Source organism: Microbacterium sp. ZW CA_36 (genome assembly GCF_044987475.1).
Classification (GTDB): domain Bacteria; phylum Actinomycetota; class Actinomycetes; order Actinomycetales; family Microbacteriaceae; genus Microbacterium.
The window spans coordinates 37,493-63,505 of sequence record NZ_JBJDRL010000004.1 but is presented as its reverse complement, the minus strand read 5'-3'; the positions used below and the strand labels follow the sequence as shown (position 1 = coordinate 63,505).

Below are 26,013 nucleotides of genomic sequence, written 5' to 3'. Positions count from 1 at the left end.
TTTCCCCCACGGAGACTTCACCGATGCCTGCCCCTCGCATCCTCGGCGCCGCTGCCGCCCTCGTCCTGTCCGCGGTCCTCCTGTCGGCGTGCGCCGCCGATCCGGAAGCCGCACCAGAGGAGACGGGCAACGCGGCCACGCCGACAACCGCCGCTCCCGAGCCGTCGGCCACCCCCGATCCCGAGCCTGAGGCCGGGGCCGCCGAAGATCCGACGTGCGACACGCTTATCGGGCCTTCGGTCGTCGCCGACTACGAGAGTGTCGGCTGGACCTCGCAGGCGTCGCCGCTCTACATCGGCAGCACCGAGATCGAGGACGGCCTGCAGTGCATGTGGGCCGACTTCGAGGGCCCCGCCGGTGACCACGGGGCGATGTTCGGCTGGGCCCCGATCTCCGAGGACGAGGCCGCCGACGCGCAGGATGAGCTCGTCGCGCAGGGCTGGGTGCGCGAAGACGATGCCGCGGGTGTCTACATCACCGAGAGCGCCGAGACGGCGATCGCACCGGATGCCGAGGGATACGGCATGACGTACTTCTTCGCGAGCGGCCACGTGACCGTCTCCGACACCAAGCAGGGTCTGCTGCTGATCGAGTGGCCGAAGGGCTGACGTCCGTCCGCGCTCGCTGAGCGAGCGAGCACGATCGGACCCGGCGTGCGCACCGCGTAGGCTCGAACGCTATGGCAGTCGGCGCGACGATGTACACCTTTGCGGTTCAGCTGGCCGACGTCGATCGGGGGGTCTACGAGGATCTGTCGGTCCGTGTGGCGCGGCATCCGTCAGAGACCGACGCCTTCATGCTGACGAGGGTGCTGGCCTACTGCCTCGAGTACGAGGAGGGCATCGCGTTCAGCGAGGGCGTCTCGGCCACCGACGAGCCGGCGGTGCTCGTGCGCGACCTCACCGGTGCCCTTGTCGCCTGGATCGAGGTGGGGGCTCCGGATGCCGCGCGCCTGCACACCGGCAGCATGCAGGCCGAGCGCACCAGGGTCTACACGCACCGCGATCCGGCGAAGGTCGCCGCGCCGTGGGCCGGGAAGCGGATCCACCGCGGCGACGAGATCCTGCTCCACAGCTTCGACCCGGGTTTCGTCGAGGCGGCCACGGCCGTGCTCGAGCGGCGCAACACGATGACCGTGTCGATCACGGAGCGGCGGATCTACCTGGACCTCAACGCGACGAGCTTCGAGACCGACGTGCACACGCAGCCGGCCGCCTGACCTCCGTATCGCGGCTCAGCCCGGGAGGAAGTTCTCGCGCGCCAGCGGTGCGATCTCGAGTCCGTCGGCGTCCTCTCGCGTGACCCACCGCAGCTCTTCGATCTCGGCGCCGATCACCGGCTGCTGCGCCCCGATGTCGGTGGCGAACACGTCGGCGACCACCAGGAATCCTGGTTCGTTGGCCGCCGCGGCGGTGTACGAGCCGAGCGGCCGCAGAGCTTCCGCATCGACCGAGATCCCCAGCTCCTCCCGCAGCTCGCGGCTCAGCGTCTGGCTCGGCGACTCGCCAGGCTCGGGCTTGCCGCCGGGCTGCATGAACGCCGTCGTGCCGGCCTTGCGCACCAGCAGCAGCTCGTCGCGTTCGTTGACGATGACCGCAGCCGAGACACGGATGCTGCGGGCGCGGGTCGGGGCGGCATCCGAAGTGGTCACGAAGGCACGCTAACAGCTACCGCGCATGGCGCCCGGCGTAGAATCACGTGTGCTTCCCGATTCCTCCGCCCCCTCCGACCTGCCGCCGAGCGGCATCGACCCGGACGATCTCGCGACCACTCTGCGCGTGCTCGACAACATGGCGGGCCTCGACGAGACGCACCCCGACTTCGTCGCCGTCCGCCGTGCCACCGCGGCGATGTTCAAGGCCGTGAAGAAGGTGCGGCGGCGTGAGATCCGCGACGCGATCGCGCAGGCCGACCGTGCGGTCGTCGCCGCCACGGCAACCGGGGCGCCCGACCGGATCGACGACGAGACGCGCGGCATCCCGATCTCGACGGCGACGACCGCCCCCACCGCCGGCACTCTCCTCAAGGCCCGCGGCTGCTACATCTGCAAGCAGCCGTACACCGTGGTCGACGCGTTCTACCACCAGCTCTGCCCGACCTGCGCGGCGATGAGCCACGCCAAGCGCGAAGCCCGCACCGATCTGAGCGGCAAGCGCGCGCTGCTCACCGGCGGGCGGGCGAAGATCGGGATGTACATCGCCCTGCGGCTGCTCCGCGACGGCGCGCATACGACGATCACCACCCGCTTCCCCCGCGATGCCGTGCGCCGCTTCAGCAGCCTGCCCGACGCGCCGGAGTGGATCGACCGGCTCAAGATCGTCGGCATCGACCTGCGTGATCCCGCGCAGGTGATCGGCTTGGCGGAGGATGTCGCGGCCGCCGGCCCGCTCGACATCCTCATCAACAACGCCACCCAGACGGTACGCCGTTCTCCGGGCGCGTATCAGCCGCTCGTGGATGCCGAGCTCGCGCCTCTGCCGGACGGGCCGCTGCCCGAGCTCGTCACGTTCGGCCACACCAACGACCGGCACCCGCAGGCGCTGGAGCGCTCGGTGACCGCCCACCCGATCCTCGCCGCGGCAGCCGCTCGCGCCGACGAGCTGACCGAACAGGCCATGTCCGCCGGCTCCAGCTCGCTCGAGCGCCTCGCCGCAGGCACGGCGATCGACGCCGGCGGGCTGATCCCCGACCTCGAGCACACCAACTCGTGGGTGCAGAGCGTCGACGAGGTCGACCCGCTCGAGATGCTCGAAGTGCAGCTGGCGAACACGACCGCACCGTTCCTGCTCGTCTCCAAGCTGCGGCCGTCGATGGCGGCCAGCGCTGCGCGCCGCACGTACATCGTGAACGTGAGCGCGATGGAGGGCGTCTTCAATCGCGGGTACAAGGGGCCGGGGCATCCCCATACCAACATGGCCAAGGCTGCCGTCAACATGCTCACCCGCACGAGCGCGCGCGAGCTCTTCGAGACCGATCGCATCCTGATGACGAGCGTCGACACGGGCTGGATCACCGACGAGCGCCCGCACCCGACCAAGGTGCGTCTGGCCGAGGAGGGCTTCCACGCGCCCCTCGATCTCGTCGACGGCGCCGCGCGGGTCTACGACCCGATCGTGCGCGGCGAGGCGGGCGAAGACCTGTTCGGCGTGTTCCTCAAGGACTACGCCCCCGGCGCATGGTGAACCTGCCCGAGCCGGGTCACCGCGTGGTCGTGCGGTACCTGCTGCCGACCGGGCAGGCGACGGACGCGCTCGGCGAGCTGTTGAGCGCGGATGCCGAGACCGTGGTCGTCGACGGCAAGCGCGGCGTCGAGCGCATTCCGAGGGGCGCGATCATCGCGGCGAAGGAAGTGCCGCCGCCGCCCGCACCTCGGCGGGCGGCAGCGTTCTGAGCCACGCCGTCGCTCAGAACCGCAGCAGCACCTTGCCGGAGCGTCCGGGCACGGCGCTCGCCGCGGCGGCGGACCGCGCCTCTTCGAAGGAGTAGACGGCATCCACCGGGAGCGAGACCTCGCCCGACCCGATGCGCTGCACCAGCTCGGCGAACAGCGCGCCGCGGGTGGCGGCATCCATCGTCCGGCTCACCGTGCTGCCCCAGAAGCCCTTCACCGTCGCCTGCTTGAAGATCAGGTCGCCGGCCGACAGCTTCAGGGTGCTCGACCCCATGGAGCCGAACGAGACCAGTGTGCCGCCCTCGCCGAGCAGCGACAGGAGGTCGCCGGCGGCGTCGCCGCCGACCGAGTCCACCGCTGCGCGCGGCGCATTCTCGCCCAGAATCTCTGCGGCCCGCTCGCGCCAGCCGTCGGATTCGGTGGAGACGACATCATGGATGCCGAGCCCGGCCAGCTCCGTCACGCCCGCGTCGCGCCGCACGAGTCCGAGGACGTGCACGCCGCGCGCCGCCGCGAACTGCGCCACAAGCTTGCCGACAGCGCCGTTGGCGGTGTTCTGCACGATCCAGACCCCCGGCTTCACGTCCAGGTAGTCGAGCAGGCTCAGCGCACTGAAGGGCATGGAGATGAGCTGCGCGGCGGTCTCATCGTCGATGGAGTCCGGGACGGGAACGAGACCGGCAGCCTTGGTCACGAAGAACTCGCTCCAGACTCCGAACGTGCCGCCGGTGGTCACGCGCTGCCCGACCTGCAGCTGCTCGACGCCCTCGCCGAGCGCATCGATGACGCCATAGGCCTCGGTTCCGGCGCCGGCGGGCAGCTCGGGCTTGAAGCCGTAGGTGCCGCGGATCGTCCAGAGGTCGTGGTTGTGGATCGGGGAGAGCACCGTACGCACCCGCACCTGACCCGCGCCGGGCTCGGGGAGCGGCCGCTGCGCGACCTCCAGAACGTCGGTCGCGTCGCCGAAGGTGGAATGGATGAGTGCGCGCACGGTGGTGCTCCTAACGAGATTCATGGCTGCCGGATCGAGCAGCCACTCGGTGTTAAAGCCCAGCATCCCGCGAACTCATTCCCCCTCGCCCGTCGCGATGAGCCGTCGACCGGTCCGCGGACATCGCCCGCCCGGCCGGCGGTTAGCCTGAGAGCGAACGACGAGAGGCGACCCGGGAATGAGCACACGAGACACACACGGCGACATGCACGCTTGCGTGCTCCCGGCCTGATCGCCATGAGCACACCCCCTCACGGCACGCGCCGCATCCAACTGACCCTGCACAGGCCCTGGTTCGCCCTCTACGCCCGCATCAAGCCGACGCTCGTGATCGCGGGCCGCGGCCAGCCGGCCCAGTGGGGACTGGGCACCTGGCAGGTCCCGGCGGACGAGACCGTCGTGGTCGGGGTGTTCCTGTTCAACCGGATGTGGCGCTTCGGGCAGGCCGAGTTCGCCCTCGAGCCCCACCATGCGCCGGCTCTGCGATATCAGGCACCGGCGCTGCCCTTCCTCCCTGGCCGGATCCGCGTCCATACCCAGGGATCGTCAGTCCCCGGATGACAGCGCCCTGAATCCGCCGCGGCGGACGCAAGAGCATGGAGGCAACCCCTCGAACAAGGAGCCTCCCTCATGCCGAAGACCCTCGACATCCCCGTTCCCGACCTCACCGGCAGACTCGCCCTCGTCACCGGCGCGAGCGACGGCGTCGGCTTCGAGATCGCCGCACGCCTCGCGCGCGCCGGCGCCGGCGTCCTCATGCCGGTCCGCAGCCCGCAGAAGGGCGAGACCGCCGCGGCGCGGATCCGCGAGCGGACGCCGGATGCCGACATCCGTGTCCTGCCGCTGGATCTGTCGTCGCTCGAGTCGGTGTCGTCCCTCGCCGATCGGCTCCTGGCCGACGGGCGGCCGATCGACCTTCTCATCGCGAACGCGGGTGTCATGAACCCGCCCACTCGGCAGCTGTCCGCCGACGGATTCGAGCTGCAGCTCGCGACCAACCACCTCGGGCACTTCGCGCTCGTCGCACGGCTGCTGCCCCTCCTCCGCGCCGGACGCGCACACATCACCAGCCAGGTGAGCATCGCCGCCGATCAGGGCGCCGTCAACTGGGACGACCCGAACTGGCAGCACGGCTACGACCCGATGAAGGCGTACAGCTCGTCGAAGATCGCGTTCGGCCTGTTCGCGATGGAGCTGCAGCGGCGGTCGGATGCCGCGGGCTGGGGCCTGCGCAGCAACCTCTCGCACCCCGGGATCACGCCGACGAACCTGCTGTCCGCGCAGCCCGGGATGGGCCGGCCCGACGACACCACGGCGGTGAAGTTCATCCGGGCGATGTCGCGGCGCGGCATCCTCGTCGGCACCCCGTCCTCTGCGGCGCTGTCGGCCGTTCATGCGGCGACGAGCCCCGATGCACGCGGCGGGCGTCTCTACGGACCCAAGGGCTTCCGCCACCTGAGCGGACTGCCGGCCGAGCAGCCGCTGTACTCTCGGCTGCAGAGCGAGGCCGATGGGGGGCGCATCTGGGAGCTGTCGGAGCAGCTCACCGGCGTGCGAGTGCCGGCGTGACCGCCGTCCACGGAGGGATCCGCGATCCCTGGCTACGGACCGACGGATGCCGCAGACTCGGATGATGGACAGAGCACAGCTCGCCGACTTCCTGCGTCGACGTCGCGAAGCCCTCCAGCCTGAAGACGTCGGGCTCCGGCGTGGGCCTCGGCGGCGCACGTCGGGTCTGCGCCGCGAGGAGGTCGCCGCGCTCTGCGACATGTCCTCGGACTATTACAGCCGGCTGGAACAGGCCCGCGGGCCGCAGCCGTCCGAGCAGATGCTGGCCGCCATCGCTCGAGGCCTGCGGCTGACGCTCGACGAGCGCGACCACCTGTTCCGCCTCGCCGGTCACACCGCGCCGACGCGGACGCTGCGCAGCGAGCACGTATCGCCCGGCCTCATGCGCGTGCTCGACCGCCTCGCCGACACGCCCGCCCAGGTGATGACCGAGTTCGGCGAGACCCTCGCCCAGACCCCCGCGGCCCGCGCACTGTTCGGCGATGAGACCCGCTTCGACGGGTACATGCGCAGCGTCGGCTACCGCTGGTTCCTGGATCCGTCGGCCCGGGATGTCTACCCCGTGGAAGACCACCCGATGCACTCGCGGGCCTTCACGGCCGACATCCGCACTGCCTACGCGAAGTTCGGCGCCAGCTCGCGCGCCGGCGCTATGGTCGACGCGCTGCTCGCCGAGAGCCCCGAGTTCGCACAGCTCTGGGAGGCGCACGAGGTGCGCTCCACGCACCCGCGGGAGAAGCGGCTGCAGCACCCCGAAGTCGGCGTGATGGACATGCATTGCCAGTTCCTCGTCGATCCCGAACAAGGCCAGACGCTGCTGGTTCTCACCGCCACCCCGGGCACCGAGAGCTACGACCGGCTGCAGCTTCTGTCGGTGATCGGCACGCAGCAGCTCGCGGCGGGCCGCTGAGACGTCGCCGCGAGGCTGGCGAGGGTCGGGCGAGACGAAACGCCCCGAGAGCCGGGGCGTTTCGTCCGCCTGCGGTCGACGACCTGTTGCCGGGTTCAGTCGCGCGGCGGGTTCGCCGGCAGCCACTCGTCCAGCGTCGTGCCGAACACCTGCACACCCTCCACCGGCATGAGCGTGCGCTCGTGCATGCGCGCGCCGAAGTAGGGGGCCTCGGGGTCGGTCACGACCTCGCGCGGGTCGCCACGGAACGCCAGCCCGCGGCGCACCAGCTCGTCGAGTCCCATGACCTCGGGCCCTGCGATCTCGATGTCGGCGTTCAACGGCCCACCGGCTGCGGTGCGCGCGACGGCCGTCGCGACGTCCTCCGCGGCGATCGGCTGCATGAGGTTGTTCGGCAGGTGGATGCCGTCGTCCTTGCCCGACACCGCGGCGATGCCGCCGATGAACTCGAAGAACTGCGTCGCGTGCACGAGCGAGTACGGGATGCCCGACTCACGGATGAGCTTCTCCTGCGCCGTCTTGGCCGCGAAGTAGTCGATGTCGTTGGGCCGATCGGTCCCGACGATCGTGAGGGCCACGTAGTGTCCGACGCCCGCCTCCCGCGAAGCCGCGACGAGGTTGTTCGTCGAAGTGGTGAAGAACTGCATCACGTCGTCGGGTGCGAACGAAGGCGAGTTCGACACGTCGACGACGACATCCGCGCCCTGAAGCACGTCGGCGAGGCCCTCGCCGGTGATGGTGTTGACGCCGGAGTTCGGCGACGCGGGGACGGCCTCGTGCCCGTGTTCGGTGAGCTTCGCGACGACCTTCGAGCCGATGAGCCCGGAGCCTCCGATGACGACGACCTTTGCCATGATGTGCCTTTCGTTCGAGGAGCGCGGGGAGGTGTGCGCTCATCAGCTACGACAGGGCAGGCGCTCGATCTGTGACAGCGGGGTCAGTCGACGCGCCAGCGACTGAGCTTGTCGGGGTTCACGACGAGCCATGCCTGCACGACGAGACGCCTGCGCACACGGATACCCAGGACCCCGGTCACCACGCGGCTACGGCACACGACGAGCCCGGGCACCCCGTTCACCGACGCGATGCGCAGCGACACCTCGGGGCCGAGCAGCACACCGGACAGGTACCGGGTGACCTCCCGCGCACCGCGAAGCGCCGCCGGCGGTGCGGCCACGACTCCGCCGCCGTCGACGGTCAACTCGACGCCGGCGTGCATCATCCGTCGCAGCTCACACGGGTCGCCCGTCGCTGCGGCCGCAACGAGCGCGTGCGCGACGCGATCGTGCTGCACGGCGCTCGCCCTCGAACCCCGCGGGAAGACGTGCAGCCACGACGCGCGACGTGGGCTGGTCACGCCCCGACCTGGGCTACGTGCCCGAGCTTGTCCGGGCTCATCACCCAGTGGATCTGACGGATGCCGTCCGCCGACGCCGTGATCATCGCCACGGTGGTGACGACCCCGTCCTCGGAGATCGTCGCCGCGGGCTGTCCGTTGAGATGGACCCAGTCGACGGTCTTGCCGATCCAGAAGTGGCTCGAGAACGCGGCGACGAACTTCGCGACGCGGCTGCGGCCGGCCACCGGAATGCGGGCCGCCAGCTTGACGCCGTTGCCGTCGGTGGTGCTCACGACATCCTCGGCGAACAGCCGCTCGAGGCCCGTCACGTCACCCTTCTGCGCAGCGACCAGGAACGCCTCGAGCAGGCGCCGCTGCTCGGCGGCGGCGACCTCCGCCTTGCGGGCCGACGCGAGGTGCTTGCGAGCACGGCTGACGAGCTGACGGGCACTCGCGACGGTGGCGCCGATGACATCGGCGATGCGCTCGTACGGGTAGTCGAGCGCCTCCCGCAGGATGTACGCGGCGCGTTCGGTCGGCGAGAGCTTCTCGAGCACGAGGAGGATGGCGAACTGCAGCGCTTCGCCGCGTTCGGCGCCGAGAGCCGGGTCGTCGTCGGTGTTGACAGGCTCCGGCAGCCACGGCCCGATGTACGTCTCACGACGCGCGTGTGCGGACTGGGTTGCATTGATCGAGAGCCGCGTCGCGACCGTCGCGAGGAACGCGGCGGGCTCGCGGATGTCGGCACGATCCGCGTTCTGCCACCGGATCCAGGTCTCTTGAACGATGTCCTCGGCGTCGGCCACCGTGCCGAGCATGCGGTACGCGATGCCGAAGATGCGGCGCCGGTGCTGGTCGAAGACGGCGACCGCCTGCACGATGTCGTCGATCTGCTCGCCGGTCTCCGACGTCTGTTCGGTCATGCCCGCCGCTCCTCTCGCCGCGCTCAGCGTACGCCCGCAGCGGCCGGCAGAAGGAGGTCGTCGCCCGCGTGCGGAGCCACCTGCCAGTCGTGGAATCGGGTCGACGCGATGGTCGCTTCGTGGCCGGGCAGCAGCTCCCAGCGATCGAGCTGCGCACCGAAGTACGTCGCGAGCGGGTCGGCGACGACCTCTCGCTCGTCGCGGCGGAACCGCAGCTCGCGCTCGGCGAGGTAGCCGAGCTCGAACACCTCGGGGCCGGCATGCTCCGTGACCCCACCGGTCGGACGAGCGAGGGCGGCACGCGCGACCGCCGCGGCGACATCGTCGGCGGCCATCGGCTGGATGAGTGCATCGGCGACGTGTGCGGTGCCGCTGCGGGTGGCGGCATCCGTGATGCTGCGGATGAACTCGAAGAACTGCGTCGCGTGCACGATCGAGAACGGACGGCCCGAGGCCGTCAGGAGACGCTCCTGCTCGGCCTTGGCCTGGAAGTACCCGCCTTCCGAGCGGGCGAGGCGGTCGGTTCCGACGACCGACAGGACGACATGGTGCCGTACCCCGGCGGCATCGCCGTAGGTGAGAAGGTTCAGGGTCGATCCGTTGAAGAACTCGCGGGCGCCCTCCTCATCGGTGTAGGACGAGTTCGACACGTCGACGATGGTCTCGACTCCGGCGAGCGCGTCGGCCAGACCCTCCCCCGTGAACGAGTTCACGCCGACCGCCCGTGCGACGACGACGACGTCGTGCCCGGTCGCCCGCAGTCCGGCCACGACCCGTGAGCCGATCAGCCCGGTTCCCCCGATGACAGCGATCCTCATGTCGAACCCTCTCTGTTCATCGCGCGCGGGAAGCGCACGTCTCCAGCTGAGACCGGACGCCGTTGCGATCTGTGACACGTTTCCCTGTTTCGTCGCATTTCGCTTCCGGCGGTCACAACTGCCCGCCGCGGCCGGTCTTGGCTGACAACATCGCTCGTCCACCCTCGAAAGGAACAGACATGTCCGAGCAGAAGCCCACCATCGTCCTCGTCCACGGCGCGTTCGCCGAGTCATCCTCGTGGAACGGCGTCATCGCCCAGCTGCAGCAGCACGACGTCCGCGCGGTGGCTGTCGCGAACCCGCTGCGCAGCCTGGCCGGCGACGCCGCCTACGTGTGTGATGTGCTGGCGTCGATCGACGGCCCGATCGTCCTCGTCGGCCACTCGTACGCCGGGCTCGTCATCACGGAGGCTGCGGCGGGCAACGACGCTGTCGTCGGCCTCGTCTACGTCGGGGCGTTCGTGCCCGAGACCGGCCAGAGCGCGTTCGACCTCTCGAACAGCGCGCCCGGCAGCACCCTCGGCGACGCGCTCGCCGCGTACCCGGTCTCGAGCGGTGGCAACGAGTTCGTCATCCGTCCGGAGCTCTTCCACCACCAGTTCGCCGCCGACGTCTCCACCGAGGTCGCCGCGCTGATGGCCGCCACGCAGCGCCCGGTCACGCAGGCCGCGCTGTCGGAGGGTCTGCCGACCGAGCACCCGGCGTGGCGCGACATCCCGTCGTGGCATGTCTTCGGCGAGCTGGACCTCAACATTCCGGTCGCCGTGCACCGAGCCGGTGCCGAGCGCGCCGCATCACGAGGCACCCACGAGATCGCCGGTGCCTCGCACGCCATCTCGGTGTCGGAGCCCGCTGCGGTCGCCGCGACGATCGCCGAGGCGGCCAAGGCCTACGTGGCGAGCCTCTCCGCGGCAGCGTGACAGACCCGCGGCGCCCCGGACGACGGTCCGGTCTCCGGGGCGCCGCCCCACTCGAGAGGCAACCCATGCTCACCGCATTCCGCACGCCGCTGCGCACCATCGACGCCGGCGAGCTCACCGTCGCCTACATCGACGCCGGTGATCCCGCTGCCGAGCCGGTCGTGCTGCTCCACGGCTTCCCGTACGACATCCACAGCTACGTGGACGTCGTGCCGTTGCTGACGGATGCCGGCTACCGCGTCCTCGCCCCCTCTCTTCGCGGGCACGGGCCGACGGCGTTCCGCGAGGCACGCACCATCCGCTCCGGGCAGCAGGCGGCTCTCGGGGCCGACCTGCTCGCATTCATCGACGCCCTCCAGCTGGAGCAGCCCATCCTCGCGGGCTACGACTGGGGCGCCCGCGCCGCCTGCGTCGTCGCCGCGCTCTGGCCCGAGCGTGTGGGAGGGCTGGTGTCGGTCAACGGCTATCTGATCCAGGACATCTCGGCAGCCGGCATCCCGCTCGCGCCCGGTCTGGAGGCCGGATTCTGGTACTTCTGGTACTTCGCGACCGAGCGCGGCCGCGCCGGCCTGTCACAGGACCCGCGGGGGATCGCCGACGTCATCTGGCGCCGCAACTCCCCCGCCTGGACGTTCGACGACGCCGACCTGGCCCGCGCCGCCGCAGCGTTCGACAATCCCGACTACGTGGACGTGGTCATCCACTCGTACCGACACCGGCTCGGCCTCGAACCCGGTGCACCTCAGCACGTCGACCTCGAGCGCCGCCTCGCCGCGCTGCCGCCGATCAGCGTGCCCACGATCACGCTCGACGGCACCGCCGACGGCAACTTCCCCGCGACCGACGGATCGCAGCACGACCGGTTCTTCACCGGCCCGCGCCAGCATCGACAGATTCCGGATGCCGGACACCACCTGCCCGCCGAAGCGCCGCACGCCTTCGCCGAGGCCATCCTCGATGTCGCCGAGCCGCCGGGCGACGGCGCCGGAACCCCCTGAACCACGAAGGAGAAGCAATGTCATCGGATCTGCAGGGAAAGGTCGCACTCGTCACCGGTGCCTCCTCAGGAATCGGTCGTGCCACCGCGCTCGCCCTCTCACGCGCCGGGGTGAACGTCGCCGTCGGGGCCCGCCGGGTCGACCGGCTCAAGGAGCTCGTCGAGTCCGCGCCTGCCGCGATGCTCGCCGTGCATCTCGATGTCACCGACGAGCAGTCGGTGACGGATGGCGTCGCCGCGGTCGTCGAGAAGTTCGGCCGCCTCGACGCCCTCGTCAACAACGCCGGGCTGATGCAGAGCGGCATGATCGTCGGCGCCGACACCCGCGAATGGGTGCGAATGGTGCAGACGAACCTGCTCGGCTCGATGTTCGCCGTGCACGCCGCGCTCCCTCACCTGATCGCCTCGATGGGCGCGGTGGTGCAGGTCTCTTCGACGGCGGGCCGCACGGCGTCCCTCGGCAGCGGCGCCTACGCCGCGACCAAGTTCGGCATCACCGCGTTTTCGGAGTCGCTCCGGCAGGAGGTGACCGCAATGGGCGTGCGGGTGATCGTGATCCAGCCAGGCTTCGTCGCCACGGAGCTGACCGACCACATCACCGATCCCGTCATGCGGGCCGCGGCTGCGGAGATCGGCCAGTCGATGCGCCCACTGGCCCCGGAGGATGTCGCGGAGGCTGTCGTGTACGCACTGAGCCAGCCGACTCACATCTCGGTCAACGAGATCCTGGTACGGCCGACCGACCAGGTGCGTTCATGAGCGGCGCTGTCTGAAGCCTCGCGTTGCACGGCGCACGCCGCCACCTGCGTGACGCAACGGCTCTCGTCTGTGCCGTCGGTGTCGCCGTCTACGCTCGGGGCATGCGGTGCGTCGCCTTCATGCGGAACGTCAATCAGGGTCAGCGTGGCCATCCCTCGACGAGCGACATCGTGGCGGGGTTCGCCGACGCCGGATGCCCCGGCGTCCAGACCTTCCAGAGCAACGGCACCATCCTGTTCGACTCCGACGAGCCGGCGTCGGTGGTCGAACAGGCGGCGGACGCGGTCGCGGCGCGGTCGGGCCATGCGCGGGAGATTCTCTGGATCCCGCTGTCCGAACTGGGAGCGGTCGTCGACGAGCACGGCGGCACGCCGGAACCGCGCCGATTCGAGTTCACGCTGCACAGCGGCACCCGCATCGACCCGCACGATGCACGCGTGGCGAGCCTCGCGGCGGAGTATCGCTGCTCCATCGTCGACGCCGGGCAGGGGTGGGCTCTCGTCCGCAACGAGGTCGAGGGCGAAGGCCACGCGACCCCCGTGCTCGAGAACCTCACCGGAAAGCGGGCGACTTCTCGGGGGCTGCCGACGCTGATCCGGCTGGTTGCCCGCTTCGGTTCGTGAGGCCCCGTCGCACGGCACGGCATCCCGTTGCGCCGTCCTAGGCGGTCGGTCCGTCGTGCGCAACCCGGTGTCGGCGCGGGCCTCGCGCACCTAGGCTCGCGTCACATGAGCGAGAACGTCCGCGACTACGACATCGTCCTGCTCGGTGCCACGGGTTTCGTCGGCAGGTTCGTGGCGCGGCACCTGGCAGGATCGGCGCCCGATGGCGTGCGGGTCGCACTCGCCGGCCGATCGCGCTCCCGCCTGGAAGACGTTCGCCGTGAACTGGGCGTCGACTGGCCGATCATCGAGGTGGACACGACGGACGAGACCGCGGTCGCTCGGCTGGCAGCGTCGACATCCGTCGTCGCGACGACGGTCGGACCCTACCTGCGCTACGGCACGGAGGTCGCCGCCGCGTGCGCTCGGGCGGGCACCTCGTACGCGGACCTGTCGGGCGAGAGCATCTTCGTCGCGCGCAGCATCCAGCGCAACCACGACGTCGCGCAGAAGAGCGGCGCGAGGATCGTCCATTCGTGCGGCTTCGACTCGATCCCCTCCGACCTCGGCGTCGGCCTCGCCCATGCAGCCGTCGGCGGTGTGCCGATCGTCGCTGCCACGCTGCGGGTGCGGTCGCTGCGCGGCGGCATCAGCGGCGGGACGATCGACTCGCTTCGTCAGCAGATGAGAGAGGCGAAGACGGATGCCTCCGTCCGGCGCCTCATCGCGAACCCCTACGCCCTCACCCCCGGTCCGACCGTCCGCCTGCCGGGTCACGCAGGCAACGGGTGGGGCAAGGAACGCGGCACGTGGCAGGCGCCGTTCGTCATGGGCGCCTACAACCAGCAGATCGTCCAGCGCAGCAACTACCTGACGGGCTGGAGCTACGGCCAGCCCATGCGGTATCGCGAAGTCGTGACGACGGGTCGTGGCGTCGCCGGCTTTGCTGCGGCGGGGGCGCTCGTTCTCGGGACGGCGGCGTTCGTGGGCGCCATGTCGTTCGCGCCGACCCGGGCGATCCTCGATCGCGTGCTTCCGGCACCGGGCACCGGTCCGGGTGGGAATGCCGTCGAGCAGGGCCGCTTCGCCCTCGATGTCGACGTCTACCCCGTCGAAGGCGAGCCGGTGCGCGCCCGCGTCGCGGCCCCGTTCGATCCCGGTTACGGCGGGACCGGCATCATGCTGGCAGAGGCGGCGCTCAGCCTCGCGCTCGACGAACTCCCGGATCGCGCCGGCGTGCTGACGCCGATGGTCGCCATGGGCGAGAGGCTGGCGGATCGGTTGCGGGCTCACCGATTCACGCTGGATGTCGCCCCGCTGAGCTGATCCCGGCGGGCACCCGGCCCCAGGCAAGAGATCGCTCGGGGGTGCGCGGGCCGGTGAGGCGACGGTCTTCCGCCTCGAGCACCCGCGTCAGCCCGCGGAAGTCCCGCAGCAGGATCCGCCTGAGGACGAAGGTCGGCAGCAGAGCCACCAGACGCAACCAGCCCGCGACGTCGCCCGCGTAGTCGGCGAGAACGCGCGTGCCTTCGCCTTCTGGCACGCACACGTACTCGACCCGCGAGTTCCACGGCGACGTGGAGTGCCAGACCACGCGGTGTTCGGGCTCGATGACCTCGAGCACGTCGGCGAAGCGCACCTTGAAGGGACCGAGGATGCGATCGACCGCCCACCAGCGGCTCCCTATCTCCGGCAGTCCCTCGCCGATCCGCTGTCGGAACTCCACTGCCGGTGCGAACTCCGGCCAGCGCGCCGGATCGGCAAGGTACGGAAACACCCGCGCGGGAGGATGAGAGAGCCGCACGTCCAGGCTCACGCGCCGCCACATGGTCGTCACACCATCTCGGGCACCGGGCGGTCGGGATACAGCTCCCGCATCGCCTGCTCGTACTTGCGCTTCATCAGCAGGAGATACAGAAGCCGGATCGGCGCGGGGATGTTCTCCCGCATCCACTCCTCGCGCTCGCCCTCCGGCACGCTCGCGATCAGCAGCCCGACCTGCAGCGCCATGACGTCCTTGCCGAGCTCCTTGCGGTGGGCGGACAGCGTCTCGCGCGTGTGCTTCTCCATCCAATCCCACTCCTGCTGCGACATCACGGCCCCGGCGACCGGCATGATGTCGTCCTCCTCCTGCTGGAGATGCGCCCCCAGAGTGTCGCGCAGCGTCTCGATGTCACCAGCGAACGCGTCCCGAAGACCGGGATCGGCGGTGGCGACCCAGGGCGCCAGCTGCGGCTCGATGCGGGCGAGCTGCGCGGCGACCTCGGCGTGCTGGGCGCGCATCTGGTCGACATGCAGCGTGCACCCCGGATCCCGCGTCGTGAGCCGGTCCCACAACGCGATGTCCTCGGTCTCGTGATGCATGTGCAGCGCGTAGAAATCGAGATGCGCGTACCGGCCGACGATCGCCGCACGTTCGACATCCCCGGCATCCACCTCGCGGATCAGCAGCGGCAGCTCTCGATAGAGCCAGCGCAGGATGCGGTGCACGAGGATCAGGCCCGACGTGTCACAGCCCGCGTGCTGCCCCTCAGGCAACGCTCCTGACGACGGCAGTTTGGCAGCCATGTCGTACCCCCAGTTGTCCCCCGCCGACGCCGGGGCTCGCCAGCAACGAGGGGCGCAGACAGCCGCACGATACACCCGCCGGCGGCCCAGCACATCACCCCGAGGCGATCGCATGCGGCATCCGGCCCGACGGGCTTATCAGGCGCTGGCTCGGTGACAGATGTCATCGTGAGGTCGTGACACCAGGCCGAGGCACGGGGACACGGCCAGGGCAAGGCTGGTGACATGAACGAGATGCACCTCACCCATCCGGCCCCGCCCCGCGCAGCGGCCGGTGCGCACGACCACGTCGCTGCCGTCGAGCTGACGAGACTGACGAAGTCGTACGCGGCCGTGCGGGCGGTGGACGAACTCACCCTGCGCGTCGAGCGCGGTGAGATCGTCGCCCTCCTCGGCCCCAACGGCGCCGGCAAATCCACCACGACCGAGCTGATCCTCGGTTTGGCGAGACCCGACGCCGGATCCGCCACGGTCTTCGGCCGCGACCCGATCGCTGCGGTTCGTTCGGGTCAGGTCGGGGCGATGCTCCAGGCCGGCGCGCTGCTCGCCGACACCCGGGTGATCGACGTCCTCGAGCTGATGTCCGGTCTGCACGCCCAGCCGCTCGCCGTGGGCGAGGTCGTCGATCGGGCCGACCTCGGCGGATTTCTCAAGACGCGGACGGACCGGCTCTCCGGCGGCCAGGCTCAGCGACTGCGCTACGCGCTGGCACTGCTGCCCGACCCCGACCTGCTGATCCTCGACGAGCCCACCGTCGGGATGGATGTCGAAGCACGCCGCAACTTCTGGCGTTCGATGCGCGAGTTCGCCGACGCCGGGCGGACGGTCCTGTTCACCACCCACTACCTCGACGAAGCCGACGACTTCGCTCACCACATCGTCGTGCTCGCCGAGGGCCGGGTCGTGGCCGAGGGGACAGGTGACCAGATCCGGTCGCGCGTCGCCGGGCGCACCATCACGCTCGCCGCCGCCGGTATCGACTCGGCTGTCCTGCGCGCGCTGCCCGGCGTCGTGGCGATCGTGCGGGTCGGCGCCCGTTGGCACCTGCACACCACGGACTCGGATCGCACCCTGCGCGCCCTCCTCCGCGATCATCGCGCCCGCGACCTCGAGGTCACCGCCGCCACGCTCGAGGATGCCTTCCTCTCGCTCACCACCCTCTCCGACGCCACGCAAGGAGCACTCTCATGACCACTCTCACCGACCAGCGCCCGACGCCCCGATCGGGTGGGCTGCCACCGGCACTGCACTACGCGGTGCATAGTGCGCTGCTCACAGCGAAGAACGTCAGCTTCGTGGTTTTCACCGTCATCATGCCGGTCACGCTGTATCTCGTGTTCTCCGCCATCTACGGCGGCGAGTCCGACGCCGGGCTCGCCTCGGCGATGATCATGGTCTCGATGGCCGCATACGGCAGCCTCGGCGCCGCGATGAGCGGGGGCGCCCAGCTCGCGCTCGAGCGTCGGTCCGGCTGGTTCCGGCAGCTGATGATCACGAGCGTCCCGCCACGGCTCTTCCTGTGGGCGCGTGCGGCCGTGATCATGCTCCTCGTCCTTCCCGCGCTGCTGCTCGTCTTCGTCGCCGGCGCATTGCTCGGCGGGGTCACCGCCACCGCTGGCCAGTGGCTTGCTTCGCTGGGCCTGATCTGGATCGGTCTCCTGCCGATGACGGTGCTCGGCATGGTCGTCGGGGTGTGGGTCAAGGCGGAGGCGGTCCAGGGCGTGACGACCATGCTGCTCCTCGCCCTTTCGCTGCTCGGCGGCCTGTGGTTCCCGGTGGACACCATGCCGCCGGTCATGGAGGCGGTGGCGCCCGCCCTGCCCACCTACTGGCTGGGTGAGCTCGGCCGCTTCCCCTTCCTGCCGAACGCGGAGTTCCCCTGGGGAGCGATCTGGGTGCTGCTGGCATGGTCGATCGTCCTGACAGTCCTCGGCGCACTCGGCTATCGTCGAGCCGCGGCCACCAGCAAGCGCTGAGCACGAGGAGGCGCCATGGCTCGATCGGTCCTCAACGGCCTGTTCCAGCCCGCGCCCTTCGGGCCGGGCGACGATCCCGATGCCGCACCGTGGGCGCTCCCCGGCGGGCCGACCGACCTGCCGAATCGCTGGCATCGGGTGCGGCCGAACCTGTTCCTGACCTACCTGGCCGGCATCGTCTTCCTGGTCTTCGCGATCCCGACGATCTCCGATGGCGTGGATCCGGTCGGGCTCGTCCTGCGGACCAGCTATCTGGTCGTCTTCGCCGTGGCCTACGTCGGCGCGGCGTGGACGGCCGACGCCCCGCTCTGGCTCCGTTGGTCCTACGTCGCCGGCTTCACCGGCTTCGTGGTCATCGGGGCGCTGCTGTGGGGGTGGGAGTTCGCCAGCTTCGGGGCATACCCCGCTATCTTGATGGCCAGCCTCATCCCGTGGCACCAGGCCCGCTTCGCCCTGATCGGCTGGGCGCTCGCTCTCAGCCTGGCCGGGCTGCTCGGCCAGCTGTGGATGCCGGTCCTCATCGCCGCGCTCTCAATCGGCGTGGGGCTCGGGATCGCAGGCTGGATGGAGAGCAGCCGGGTCAGGCGCATGCTGGAGCGCAGCCAGGCCAGGGTGGAGCTGCTCACGGTGGCCGCCGAACGCGCCCGTATCAGCCGCGACCTGCACGACATCCTCGGCCACTCCCTCACCGCCATCACGATCAAGTCGTCGCTGGCGGCCCGCCTCGCCGACACGGAGCCCGCCGCGGCGAAGGAGGAGATGGCCGCCGTCGAGGCGATCGCCCGCCAGGCTCTCAGCGACGTCCGCGCCACCGTGTCGGGAATGGCCGAGATCCGGCTCGCCACCGAGATCGCCAGCGCGCGCTCGGTGCTGCTGGCCGCAGGCCTCGAAGCCCTAACGCCGGTGGCGCTGCCGACGTTGTCCGATGCGGTCAGCGAGCTGTTCGGGTTCGTGGTCCGCGAGTCCGTCACCAACGTCGTCAGGCACGCGGAGGCCACGCGGTGCATCATCGACGTCGACGAGCACAGCGTCGAGGTGCGCGACGACGGGGTCGGGCCGGGTAAGGGCCGGTCGGGGCACGGGCTGACCGGACTCGCCGAACGCGTCGCCGCCGCCGGCGGTGCGTTCGAGATAGCGGCCGTCCCCGGCGGCGGCACGTCCGTACGCGCCGACCTCGCCCCAACGCCCCAGCCGAACCGGAGGGTGCCATGATCAGGGTGCTCATCGCCGACGACCAGGCGATCATCGCCGAGGCCCTCGCCGCGCTGCTGCGCACCGAGCGCGACCTGGAGGTCGTCGCTCTGGCCAACAGCGCGCCCGAGGCGGTACGCCGAGCCGCCGAAGTCGATCCCGACGTCGTACTCATGGACGTGCAGATGCCCGGTGCAGCCGACTGCAAGGACGGCATCGACGCCACCGCGGCGATCGTGGCCGCCGACCCCGCGGCGAAGGTCATCGTCTTGACGACCTTCGGCAGGCCCGGGTATCTGCGGCGCGCCATGGAGGCCGGCGCCGTCGGATTCATGGTGAAGGACGCCTCGGCCGACCGGCTGGTGGATGCCATCCGGCGGGTCTCCGCGGGACTGCGAGTGGTCGATCCGACGCTGGCCGCTGCCAGCCTCAGCATCGGAGCTTCCCCGCTCACCGAGAGGGAGACTGAGGTCCTCGCAGCCGCCGCCGGGGGCGGGTCATCGGCCGCGATCGCGGCGGCGACGTTCCTCAGTGAGGGCACCGTGCGCAACCACCTGTCGGCGGCCATCGGCAAGCTCGGTGCGGGCTCGCGGGCCGAAGCCGTCCGGATCGCGACCGACAACGGCTGGCTGTGAACCCAGCGCCGTTATCGAAGGAGGTCGAGCAGTTGCGGGCGAAGGTCACCTCACCGCGGCGACCGCCGCGTGAATCGCGTCGAGCGTGACCTGGGGGTGCGAGATCATCGAGACGTGCGAGGCCTCGACCTCGGTCACGGTGGAGCCCGCTCGCGCAGCCATCCGGCGCTTCGTCTCGATAGGGATGACCTTGTCTTCCGTGCCGAGCACCGCCCAGCTCGGGATCGACTTCCAGGCCGCGGGGCCCGAGGGCGTGACATTCGCGACGATGGATGCCGGACGCTGGGTCGCCACGATGAGCCACCGGTCGCGCTCCGGCAGGTCCTGTGCGAACGAGGCGTGAACAACGTCGGGCTTGAGCCAGGCATCCGCTGCGCCCTCGGGCGCGCCGGGGTATCCCGCAAGGTCGAGCACCGTCGTCGGGTCGGCCACGGCGAGCGCCGACCCGGATCCCTCCAGAATCCCCAGGACCGTCTCCCCCTCGTCGGGGATGAACGCGTCGACGTACACCAGCGCGCGGACATCGCCGGCTACTCCTGCGTTCGTGATGACAGCCCCACCATAGGAGTGACCGACGAGCACGACAGGACCTGATGTGCGCTGCGCGAGGAATGAGGCCACGTAGGCCGAGTCGCTCGCGAGTCCGCGGAGTTCGTTGGGTGGAGCGAATACCGTGTAACCCTCGGACTGAAGGGTGGGGATGACGGCGTTCCAACTCGAGGAGTCGGCCCAGGCGCCGTGGACGAGAACGATGGTCGGGGTGCTCTCTGGCATTGCGGCTTCCAATCACGCGGCGCCGCAACGGCGGGCGACGCTTCCGACGGGTGGGAGTGCGCCCAGACGCCCGACGCAATGGTCACAATAGGGCCGCGACGACCGCACCACTAGGGCTGGGCGGAGATCCCGGGCCGTCGAGCGATCCGGCGCATGTGGCCGCGATCACGCCGTCGGCACGGCAGACTCAACCGCGGCCCGACCTTGCCGCGGTGATGACTCGCGCCAGTGCCCAGCCAGCGGCAGACACGAGTGGCACACTCACGATGATGAGGGCGACCGGATTCGGCAGGAACCTGGCCCCGTTCGGAGCACTCACATACGCGCCGATAGGCAGAACGTAGCCTCCGCCACCGCCCCCGGTCCCCTCACCCTCACCCTCCGGCATCGCTCCTCGCTGCGGCCATTTACCGGAGCCTCCGCCGCCGCCGAAGCCGAACACGACCAGGGCCGCCGGGACGATCTCCCGCCCGCCTAGGGTGGAGCTTTCTCCGAACGCAATCTTCGCGCCCCATGACGGCACGGAAGCCGTCATGCTCTCGATCGGTGTTTCCATCAGCCGAAACCCTCCGCTCACGTATGGATGGCGAGCTTTCCGGGATGTGCGGACCAACACCCGCCGACGTCACACCCAACATAGGGATGACCGCGCGAGGCCACCAGAGGTGGTGCCTGGCTGGGGATATCAGGTTCTGGCCGAGGAAGCGCTGCCGGCTGCGCGACCGAACCTCGCTGCGAGGCGCTCGAAAGCCAGCTTCAGCTCGTCGCCCTCGATCACCTCGATGTCGGCACCGAGTTGCGCCATCCGCAGTGCGAGCGCGTCGGGGTCATCCGACCCCAGCTCGACCCGGCACGTGGACTCATCGACCACCTCGACGTCGACCGGGATGCGAAGCGCAGCGACGACCGTGGCGGCCGGAGCGTGGACCAAGACCCGCGCGCGGTAGCGCCAGCTCGCCTGGACGATGCGTCTGACGACGTGCTGGACCAGATCCTCCTCCGCGATCATGCGCGGACGGAATCGCACGCCCGTCGGCGGGTGCGGAACGATGCGATCGACCCGGAAAACCCGCCAGTCGTTGCGCTCGAGGTCCCACGCGAACAGATACCAGACCGGTCCCCAGCTCACGAGCCGTTGCGGCTCGGTGTGGCGCGCCCTTTCGTTGCCGCCGTGCGTGGTGTAGCCGAATCGGAGCCGTTCGTGGCCGCGGATGGCGGAGGCGACCGCGCTCAGCACCGAGAGGTCGGGTCGCGGTTCCGTTCCCGGGACGACACTGGTCGCCTCCCGGACTGCGTCGACGCGTCGACGCAGGCGTGAGGGCATCACCTGCTCGAGCTTGGCGAGCGCGGTCAACGATGTCTCTTCGACGCCGAGCCTCCAGGTCGCAACCGCACCCAGTCCCACCGCGACCGCGACGGCCTCGTCGTCGTCGAGCAGCAACGGCGGCATCGCCGTCCCGGCGGCCAGCCGATACCCGCCGGCGACGCCGGGACGAGCATCCACGGGATATCCGAGCGATCGCAGCTTTCCGATGTCGGAACGCACCGTTCGCGTGCTCACCTCGAGCCGGGCGGCGAGCTCCGAGCTCGTCCAGTCGCGCTTGAGCTGGAGCAGCGACAGCACTTCGAGCAAGCGGGCCGATGTCTCCAGCATGTCCTCGATCATTCCGGAGATTGCGGAAGCTAACCTGCCGCATCGCTTGGAATCGTCGAAGTCATGAACAACCTCACCGCGCTCACACCGTTCCGCATCGAGATCCCGCAGCACGACCTCGACGACCTGCACGACCGACTCGCGCGCACGCGCTGGCCCGTCCCCACGCCGGGCCGCGGCGAACGCGACGACTTCAGCCGCGGCATCCCGTTGGCATATCTGAAGGAGCTCGCCGACTACTGGCGTGATGGATTCGACTGGAGAGCGCAGGAGGCGAAGCTCAACGAGTACGAACAGTTCACGACCGTCTTCGAGGGCCAGACGTTCCACGTCGTGCACGTGCGATCAGCGAACCCGGGGGCCACTCCGCTGATGCTCAACCACGGCTGGCCGGGCTCGTTCGTCGAATACCAGCGGCTCATCCCGCTGCTGACGAACGCGTTCCATGTGGTCATCCCGTCGCCGCCCGGATTCGGTTTCTCGACTCCGCTGTCGGCGAGCGGCTGGGAACTGGCACGGACGACGGATGCCTACGCCGAGGTCATGACACGGCTCGGCTACGAGAGGTTCGCGGTGCATGGCACCGATATCGGGTCCGGCATCGCCGGCCGCCTTGCGGCTCTCTACCCCGAGCGCATCATCGGCATGCACCTCGGCGTAGATCGTGCCGTGCTCGGGTTGGTCGGCGTCAAGTTCCCCTCCCCGGAAGGCCTGTCCGACGACGAGGCCGGCCAGCTCGAGGCGCTGAAACTGGAGAGCGCGGCTGAACGCGGCTACCTCGAGATGCACAACCATCGGCCCGACACGATCGGCCCGGCGCTCACCGATTCGCCCGTCGGTCTCCTCGCTTGGATCGGCGAGAAGTTCAAGACCAGGACCCCCGGTGGCCACCGGGGACCCGTCGTCGATCGCGACCAACTCCTCACCAACATCGGCCTGTACTGGTTCACGCGCAGCGGCGCGTCGAGCGCGCAGTTCTACTACGAGGCCGAGCATTCCGAGCTCGCAATCACGATGGCCGCCGGAGTGCCGTCCGGATGGGTGGTCTTCGACACGCATCCGCTCATCCGCCGCGCTATGGACCCCTGGAACGCGGTCGGCCACTGGACCGACCACGCCGATGGCGGCCACTTCCCGGCGATGGAAGAGCCCCAACTGCTTGCAGACGACATCCGCGGCTTCCTCCACGGGATGTCGTGATTCCAAGACACGGCCGGCGGACTGCGAGGGCCCGCCGGCCCGACCTTGACCGTTTGCCAGGCGCGGTCTTCACCCTCCGACGACGACCGCCACGTCCTCAGGTTGCCGCCAGGGCCATGTCGCCTTTTGCGGCATGCGATTGACGGCGCGCACTTGCGGGTGCATGCTCAGCGCAACTGGGAAATGGGGTCCCGTATGTTGATCCGCATCCTCGCCGCCGAAGGCGACCCGGCACCGAGTTCCACGCCGGGCGACCCCGCCACGGGCGCGGTGGACGTGGCGCTGTCGAACTACTACCTCGCCATCGGCCTGCTGCTCGGCGCCATCGTCGTGATCGTCCTCGCGCTGGTCTTCGCCTGGCTCTACCACCGCGACGCTCTCCGAACCATCGAGAAGCTCGCCACCACCCCGGGCGCTCCGCCAGTCGCCATTGACTCGGGCGCTGCGGTGGAGAGAGGCATCCATGTCGGGCCCGCCATCATCGGCAGCAATGTGGCCCACAAGGACACGGCGGTGATGTTCACGGTCGAGGACCTCGCCGACGGCGCCACCGTCTCATGGGACGTGCAAGGGGCGACCATCGAAGAGATCGACGGCGGCCGGACCATCCTCGCCACGTTCGCCGAGGACGGTACGTACAAGGTCCGTGCGACGGTGACCGACGCTGGCGGGACGGAAACCGAACTCGAGCCCAAGCAAGTGACAATCCAGCCGCCCGTCGCGGCGTCGGCGCCCGCGCCGGCGCTCGTGATCCCCTTCGTCGTGAAGAACTGGGGCCGGCTGGTCATCGTGCTCTTCGGCGTCGGAGTGATCTCGGCCCTCATGGCCACCAAGATCCTCGACGCAGCCGCGGGCGTCGGCATCCTGGGAACCCTGCTGGGTGCCGGCGCCGTCTCCGCGACAACCGGCGGAACCGCTGACACTCCCGCGCAACGCCCCGCCGACACGGCCGGCACGCCGGCCGGGGGCGACCGAAGGTGACGCACGCCGATCGATGATCAGGGTGCAGCGCTCGCGCGGGTGACCCCGTCTGCTTGTTCCGACAGGGCACAGTCGGGACTGCGGACACCCCTGGCCGCTGCGGCGCATTCCGCGGTAGAACGGGCTCATGGATTCCCCGCTGGTGTTGGGGCCGATGCTGCGCTACGTCGATGAGACGTCGGCCAGCATCTGGGTGGAGACGCAAGCGGACTGCCTGGTGAGCGTGCACGCCGAAGGCCGATCGTGGCAAGCCCGCAGCTTCGCCGTGCACGGCCACCATTTCGCCCTCGTCGAAGTCGACCGGCTCGAGCCCGGCAGTGTCTCGCCGTACGGGATCGAGATCGACGGGGTTTCGGTGTGGCCGGACGCACGCTCCGACTATCCAGCATCGGTTATCGCGACACGCATGCCTGGGCAACGGTCGCGGATCGCCTACGGATCATGCCGTACCAGCGTCTCCCACGACCGGTCAGGCAATCGGACCCATGGTGTCGACTCAATGCGCGCTTTCGCACTCGCGGTGGCCGACGGCCGCGAGGTCCGACCGGATCTGCTGCTCTTCCTCGGCGATCAGGTGTACGCCGACTCGACTACGAAGGAGATGCAGGAATTCATCCGCGGCCGCCGCGACATTCATGACGAACCGGGCAAAGAGCTCAAAGACTTCGAAGAGTACGCCCACCTCTACCGATTGGCATGGTCGGATGACGCGAATCGGTGGCTGCTCTCCTGTGTGCCGAGCGCGATGATCTTCGATGACCACGACATCCGCGACGACTGGAACGCCTCGCTCGATTGGAAGAGGAAAATGGAAGCCACCACGTGGTGGCACGAACGCATCGTCGCCGGCCTGGCGTCGTACTGGGTGTACCAGCACCTCGGCAACTTGTCCCCCCGCGAACGTGCCACTGACGAGATGTGGCAGCAGGTCAGTGGGAGCCCCGACGCCGGCTCCTCCGACCTCAGTGCCGCGTTGGACGAGTTCGCCGACCGCTGCGACAAGGATCCCAACAGCTACCGCTGGAGCTACTCCCGAGACTTCGATGGAACGCGTCTGATCGTCCTGGATTCACGCGCCGCGAGAGATCTCACGCCGTCGGCTCGGGGGCTGCTGAACGGTCAAGAGCTCGCGTGGTTCGACGACCATATGCAGGGCGGATTCCGCGACGTCCTGATCGCGACCTCGCTCCCGTTCCTCTTGCCGTTGGGCTTGCACCATGTCGAGGCGTGGGATGAGGCGATCGCACAGGGCGCATGGGGCCGACTGGCCGCGTGGGTCGGGGAACGACTGCGGCGGGCCTTCGACCTGGAACACTGGGCGGCGTTCCAGAACAGCTTTCAGGCGGTTGCCGGGATCGCGACGGAGCTGGCAGACGGCGCCCGCGGTCCGTCGCCGCGGACGGTGATGTTCCTGTCCGGTGATGTGCACTTCTCGTACCTGGCCGAGGTCGAGCGCCAGACAGGCAGCCGCATCGTGCAGGCGGTGTGCTCACCGGTGCGGAACCCCTTGCCCCGCTTCCTGCGTTGGTTCTCCGTGTTGATGTCGTACGGCGCAGCGACGCCGCTGGGTGCCGCAGCCGCGTATTCGGCGAAGGTTCCCGACCCGCCCTTCCGCTGGAAGACAGTGAAGGGTCCGTGGTTCGACAACAACCTCGCGCTGCTGCAGGACGCGCCCGATGGACTCACCGCGACCTGGCACAAGGGTGTGGTCGAGGACGGAGACGACTTGCATCCTCGTCTCGAAGAGGTGGCATCCATCACGGTGCCGACGAAGAGAGACTCCGAAGTGTCGTCCTGAGCGAACGACTCTTCGCC

At 69.7% G+C, this 26,013-nt stretch carries 29 protein-coding genes; 19 read left to right on the top strand and 10 right to left on the bottom strand.

What is annotated here, in order from left to right:
• Positions 1–23 precede the first annotated feature (23 nt).
• Together ACI3KX_RS03825 and ACI3KX_RS03820 are read left to right on the top strand one after the other, a co-directional pair.
• Positions 24–608 (top strand): hypothetical protein, encoded by a 585-nt coding sequence (locus ACI3KX_RS03825; protein WP_349427226.1) that lies wholly within the window; start codon positions 24–26, stop codon positions 606–608.
• A 71-nt stretch (positions 609–679) separates the two neighbouring features.
• Positions 680–1,219: a YaeQ family protein gene (locus ACI3KX_RS03820; protein WP_404907820.1), complete on the top strand. Its 540-nt coding sequence runs from the start codon at positions 680–682 to the stop codon at positions 1,217–1,219.
• A 15-nt stretch (positions 1,220–1,234) separates the two neighbouring features.
• Here ACI3KX_RS03820 and ACI3KX_RS03815 read toward each other — a convergent pair whose 3' ends face one another.
• Positions 1,235–1,651 (bottom strand): NUDIX domain-containing protein, encoded by a 417-nt coding sequence (locus ACI3KX_RS03815; RefSeq protein ID WP_363357140.1) that lies wholly within the window; start codon positions 1,649–1,651, stop codon positions 1,235–1,237.
• Positions 1,652–1,676: 25 nt separating this feature from the next.
• On the opposite strand from ACI3KX_RS03815, the gene ACI3KX_RS03810 reads away from it, so the two are divergent.
• Positions 1,677–3,182 carry an SDR family NAD(P)-dependent oxidoreductase gene (locus ACI3KX_RS03810; RefSeq protein ID WP_404907817.1) on the top strand — a complete coding sequence of 502 codons (1,506 nt, stop codon included), beginning with the start codon at positions 1,677–1,679 and terminating at the stop codon, positions 3,180–3,182.
• Entirely contained in the window at positions 3,176–3,391 is a 216-nt protein-coding gene (locus tag ACI3KX_RS03805; protein ID WP_349427221.1) for a hypothetical protein, read from the top strand. Before ACI3KX_RS03810 ends, ACI3KX_RS03805 begins: the two co-directional genes overlap by 7 nt.
• 13 nt (positions 3,392–3,404) lie before the next feature.
• Here ACI3KX_RS03805 and ACI3KX_RS03800 read toward each other — a convergent pair whose 3' ends face one another.
• On the bottom strand, positions 3,405–4,382 hold the full coding sequence (locus tag ACI3KX_RS03800; RefSeq protein WP_404907899.1) for a zinc-binding dehydrogenase: 978 nt from the start codon (positions 4,380–4,382) through the stop codon (positions 3,405–3,407).
• Positions 4,383–4,619: 237 nt separating this feature from the next.
• Here ACI3KX_RS03800 and ACI3KX_RS03795 point away from each other — a divergent pair, with 237 nt between their 5' ends.
• The 3 genes from ACI3KX_RS03795 (at position 4,620) to ACI3KX_RS03785 (ending at position 6,861) form a co-directional block, all read left to right on the top strand.
• The gene (locus tag ACI3KX_RS03795; RefSeq protein ID WP_349427220.1) at positions 4,620–4,943 is read left to right on the top strand and encodes a hypothetical protein; all 324 of its coding nucleotides are present in this window, start codon (positions 4,620–4,622) and stop codon (positions 4,941–4,943) included.
• A gap of 69 nt (positions 4,944–5,012) precedes the next feature.
• Complete coding sequence (locus ACI3KX_RS03790) at positions 5,013–5,951, top strand: SDR family oxidoreductase (RefSeq protein ID WP_349427218.1); 939 nt, start codon at positions 5,013–5,015, stop codon at positions 5,949–5,951.
• 61 nt (positions 5,952–6,012) lie between these two features.
• Positions 6,013–6,861, top strand: coding sequence for a helix-turn-helix transcriptional regulator (locus ACI3KX_RS03785; protein ID WP_349427217.1), 849 nt, complete (start codon positions 6,013–6,015; stop codon positions 6,859–6,861).
• Between the two features lie 95 nt (positions 6,862–6,956).
• Here ACI3KX_RS03785 and ACI3KX_RS03780 read toward each other — a convergent pair whose 3' ends face one another.
• From ACI3KX_RS03780 to ACI3KX_RS03765, 4 genes are all read right to left on the bottom strand, one after another.
• On the bottom strand, positions 6,957–7,715 hold the full coding sequence (locus ACI3KX_RS03780) for an SDR family oxidoreductase (RefSeq protein ID WP_404907814.1): 759 nt from the start codon (positions 7,713–7,715) through the stop codon (positions 6,957–6,959).
• A gap of 83 nt (positions 7,716–7,798) precedes the next feature.
• Positions 7,799–8,218 (bottom strand): hypothetical protein, encoded by a 420-nt coding sequence (locus ACI3KX_RS03775; RefSeq protein ID WP_349427213.1) that lies wholly within the window; start codon positions 8,216–8,218, stop codon positions 7,799–7,801.
• Positions 8,215–9,123 carry an RNA polymerase sigma-70 factor gene (locus tag ACI3KX_RS03770; protein ID WP_349427211.1) on the bottom strand — a complete coding sequence of 303 codons (909 nt, stop codon included), beginning with the start codon at positions 9,121–9,123 and terminating at the stop codon, positions 8,215–8,217. Before ACI3KX_RS03770 ends, ACI3KX_RS03775 begins: the two co-directional genes overlap by 4 nt.
• Positions 9,124–9,146: 23 nt before the next feature.
• Entirely contained in the window at positions 9,147–9,941 is a 795-nt protein-coding gene (locus ACI3KX_RS03765; protein WP_404907811.1) for an SDR family oxidoreductase, read from the bottom strand.
• 179 nt (positions 9,942–10,120) lie between these two features.
• Between ACI3KX_RS03765 and ACI3KX_RS03760 the strand changes: the two genes are divergently transcribed.
• From ACI3KX_RS03760 to ACI3KX_RS03740, 5 genes are all read left to right on the top strand, one after another.
• Positions 10,121–10,861, top strand: coding sequence for an alpha/beta fold hydrolase (locus tag ACI3KX_RS03760; RefSeq protein WP_404907809.1), 741 nt, complete (start codon positions 10,121–10,123; stop codon positions 10,859–10,861).
• Between the two features lie 65 nt (positions 10,862–10,926).
• A complete protein-coding gene (locus ACI3KX_RS03755; protein ID WP_404907806.1) occupies positions 10,927–11,859 on the top strand; it encodes an alpha/beta fold hydrolase in 933 nt (310 codons plus the stop codon).
• Between the two features lie 17 nt (positions 11,860–11,876).
• Positions 11,877–12,617, top strand: coding sequence for an SDR family NAD(P)-dependent oxidoreductase (locus ACI3KX_RS03750; RefSeq protein ID WP_363357133.1), 741 nt, complete (start codon positions 11,877–11,879; stop codon positions 12,615–12,617).
• Between the two features lie 101 nt (positions 12,618–12,718).
• Positions 12,719–13,240 (top strand): DUF1697 domain-containing protein, encoded by a 522-nt coding sequence (locus ACI3KX_RS03745; RefSeq protein ID WP_404907804.1) that lies wholly within the window; start codon positions 12,719–12,721, stop codon positions 13,238–13,240.
• 105 nt (positions 13,241–13,345) lie between these two features.
• Positions 13,346–14,545: a saccharopine dehydrogenase family protein gene (locus ACI3KX_RS03740; protein WP_404907803.1), complete on the top strand. Its 1,200-nt coding sequence runs from the start codon at positions 13,346–13,348 to the stop codon at positions 14,543–14,545.
• Here the strand turns inward: ACI3KX_RS03740 and ACI3KX_RS03735 are convergent.
• The gene (locus ACI3KX_RS03735; protein WP_404907897.1) at positions 14,517–15,047 is read right to left on the bottom strand and encodes an SRPBCC family protein; all 531 of its coding nucleotides are present in this window, start codon (positions 15,045–15,047) and stop codon (positions 14,517–14,519) included. The two genes, ACI3KX_RS03740 and ACI3KX_RS03735, sit on opposite strands and share 29 nt — an antisense overlap.
• 5 nt (positions 15,048–15,052) lie before the next feature.
• Positions 15,053–15,787: a hemerythrin domain-containing protein gene (locus ACI3KX_RS03730; RefSeq protein WP_349427203.1), complete on the bottom strand. Its 735-nt coding sequence runs from the start codon at positions 15,785–15,787 to the stop codon at positions 15,053–15,055.
• Between the two features lie 225 nt (positions 15,788–16,012).
• On the opposite strand from ACI3KX_RS03730, the gene ACI3KX_RS03725 reads away from it, so the two are divergent.
• From ACI3KX_RS03725 to ACI3KX_RS03710, 4 genes are read left to right on the top strand one after another with little or no spacing between them, the layout of a single operon-like run.
• Positions 16,013–16,978, top strand: coding sequence for an ABC transporter ATP-binding protein (locus ACI3KX_RS03725; RefSeq protein WP_404907800.1), 966 nt, complete (start codon positions 16,013–16,015; stop codon positions 16,976–16,978).
• Positions 16,975–17,763, top strand: a complete 789-nt coding sequence (locus ACI3KX_RS03720; RefSeq protein WP_404907798.1) for an ABC transporter permease — start codon at positions 16,975–16,977, stop codon at positions 17,761–17,763. Before ACI3KX_RS03725 ends, ACI3KX_RS03720 begins: the two co-directional genes overlap by 4 nt.
• A 15-nt stretch (positions 17,764–17,778) precedes the next feature.
• On the top strand, positions 17,779–18,975 hold the full coding sequence (locus tag ACI3KX_RS03715; RefSeq protein ID WP_404907796.1) for a sensor histidine kinase: 1,197 nt from the start codon (positions 17,779–17,781) through the stop codon (positions 18,973–18,975).
• Positions 18,972–19,589 carry a response regulator transcription factor gene (locus tag ACI3KX_RS03710; protein WP_349427199.1) on the top strand — a complete coding sequence of 206 codons (618 nt, stop codon included), beginning with the start codon at positions 18,972–18,974 and terminating at the stop codon, positions 19,587–19,589. The genes ACI3KX_RS03715 and ACI3KX_RS03710 overlap by 4 nt, the downstream gene beginning before the upstream one ends.
• A gap of 45 nt (positions 19,590–19,634) precedes the next feature.
• Here the strand turns inward: ACI3KX_RS03710 and ACI3KX_RS03705 are convergent, their stop codons facing one another.
• Positions 19,635–20,363 (bottom strand): alpha/beta hydrolase, encoded by a 729-nt coding sequence (locus tag ACI3KX_RS03705; protein WP_363357126.1) that lies wholly within the window; start codon positions 20,361–20,363, stop codon positions 19,635–19,637.
• Between the two features lie 685 nt (positions 20,364–21,048).
• On the bottom strand, positions 21,049–22,017 hold the full coding sequence (locus tag ACI3KX_RS03700) for a helix-turn-helix transcriptional regulator (RefSeq protein WP_404907793.1): 969 nt from the start codon (positions 22,015–22,017) through the stop codon (positions 21,049–21,051).
• A gap of 63 nt (positions 22,018–22,080) precedes the next feature.
• Between ACI3KX_RS03700 and ACI3KX_RS03695 the strand changes: the two genes are divergently transcribed.
• From ACI3KX_RS03695 to ACI3KX_RS03685, 3 genes are all read left to right on the top strand, one after another.
• On the top strand, positions 22,081–23,217 hold the full coding sequence (locus tag ACI3KX_RS03695; RefSeq protein WP_404907791.1) for an epoxide hydrolase family protein: 1,137 nt from the start codon (positions 22,081–22,083) through the stop codon (positions 23,215–23,217).
• A gap of 195 nt (positions 23,218–23,412) precedes the next feature.
• Positions 23,413–24,198, top strand: a complete 786-nt coding sequence (locus tag ACI3KX_RS03690) for a PKD domain-containing protein (RefSeq protein WP_363357122.1) — start codon at positions 23,413–23,415, stop codon at positions 24,196–24,198.
• Between the two features lie 127 nt (positions 24,199–24,325).
• Positions 24,326–25,996: an alkaline phosphatase D family protein gene (locus ACI3KX_RS03685; RefSeq protein ID WP_349427194.1), complete on the top strand. Its 1,671-nt coding sequence runs from the start codon at positions 24,326–24,328 to the stop codon at positions 25,994–25,996.
• The last annotated feature ends 17 nt before the right edge of the window (positions 25,997–26,013 follow it).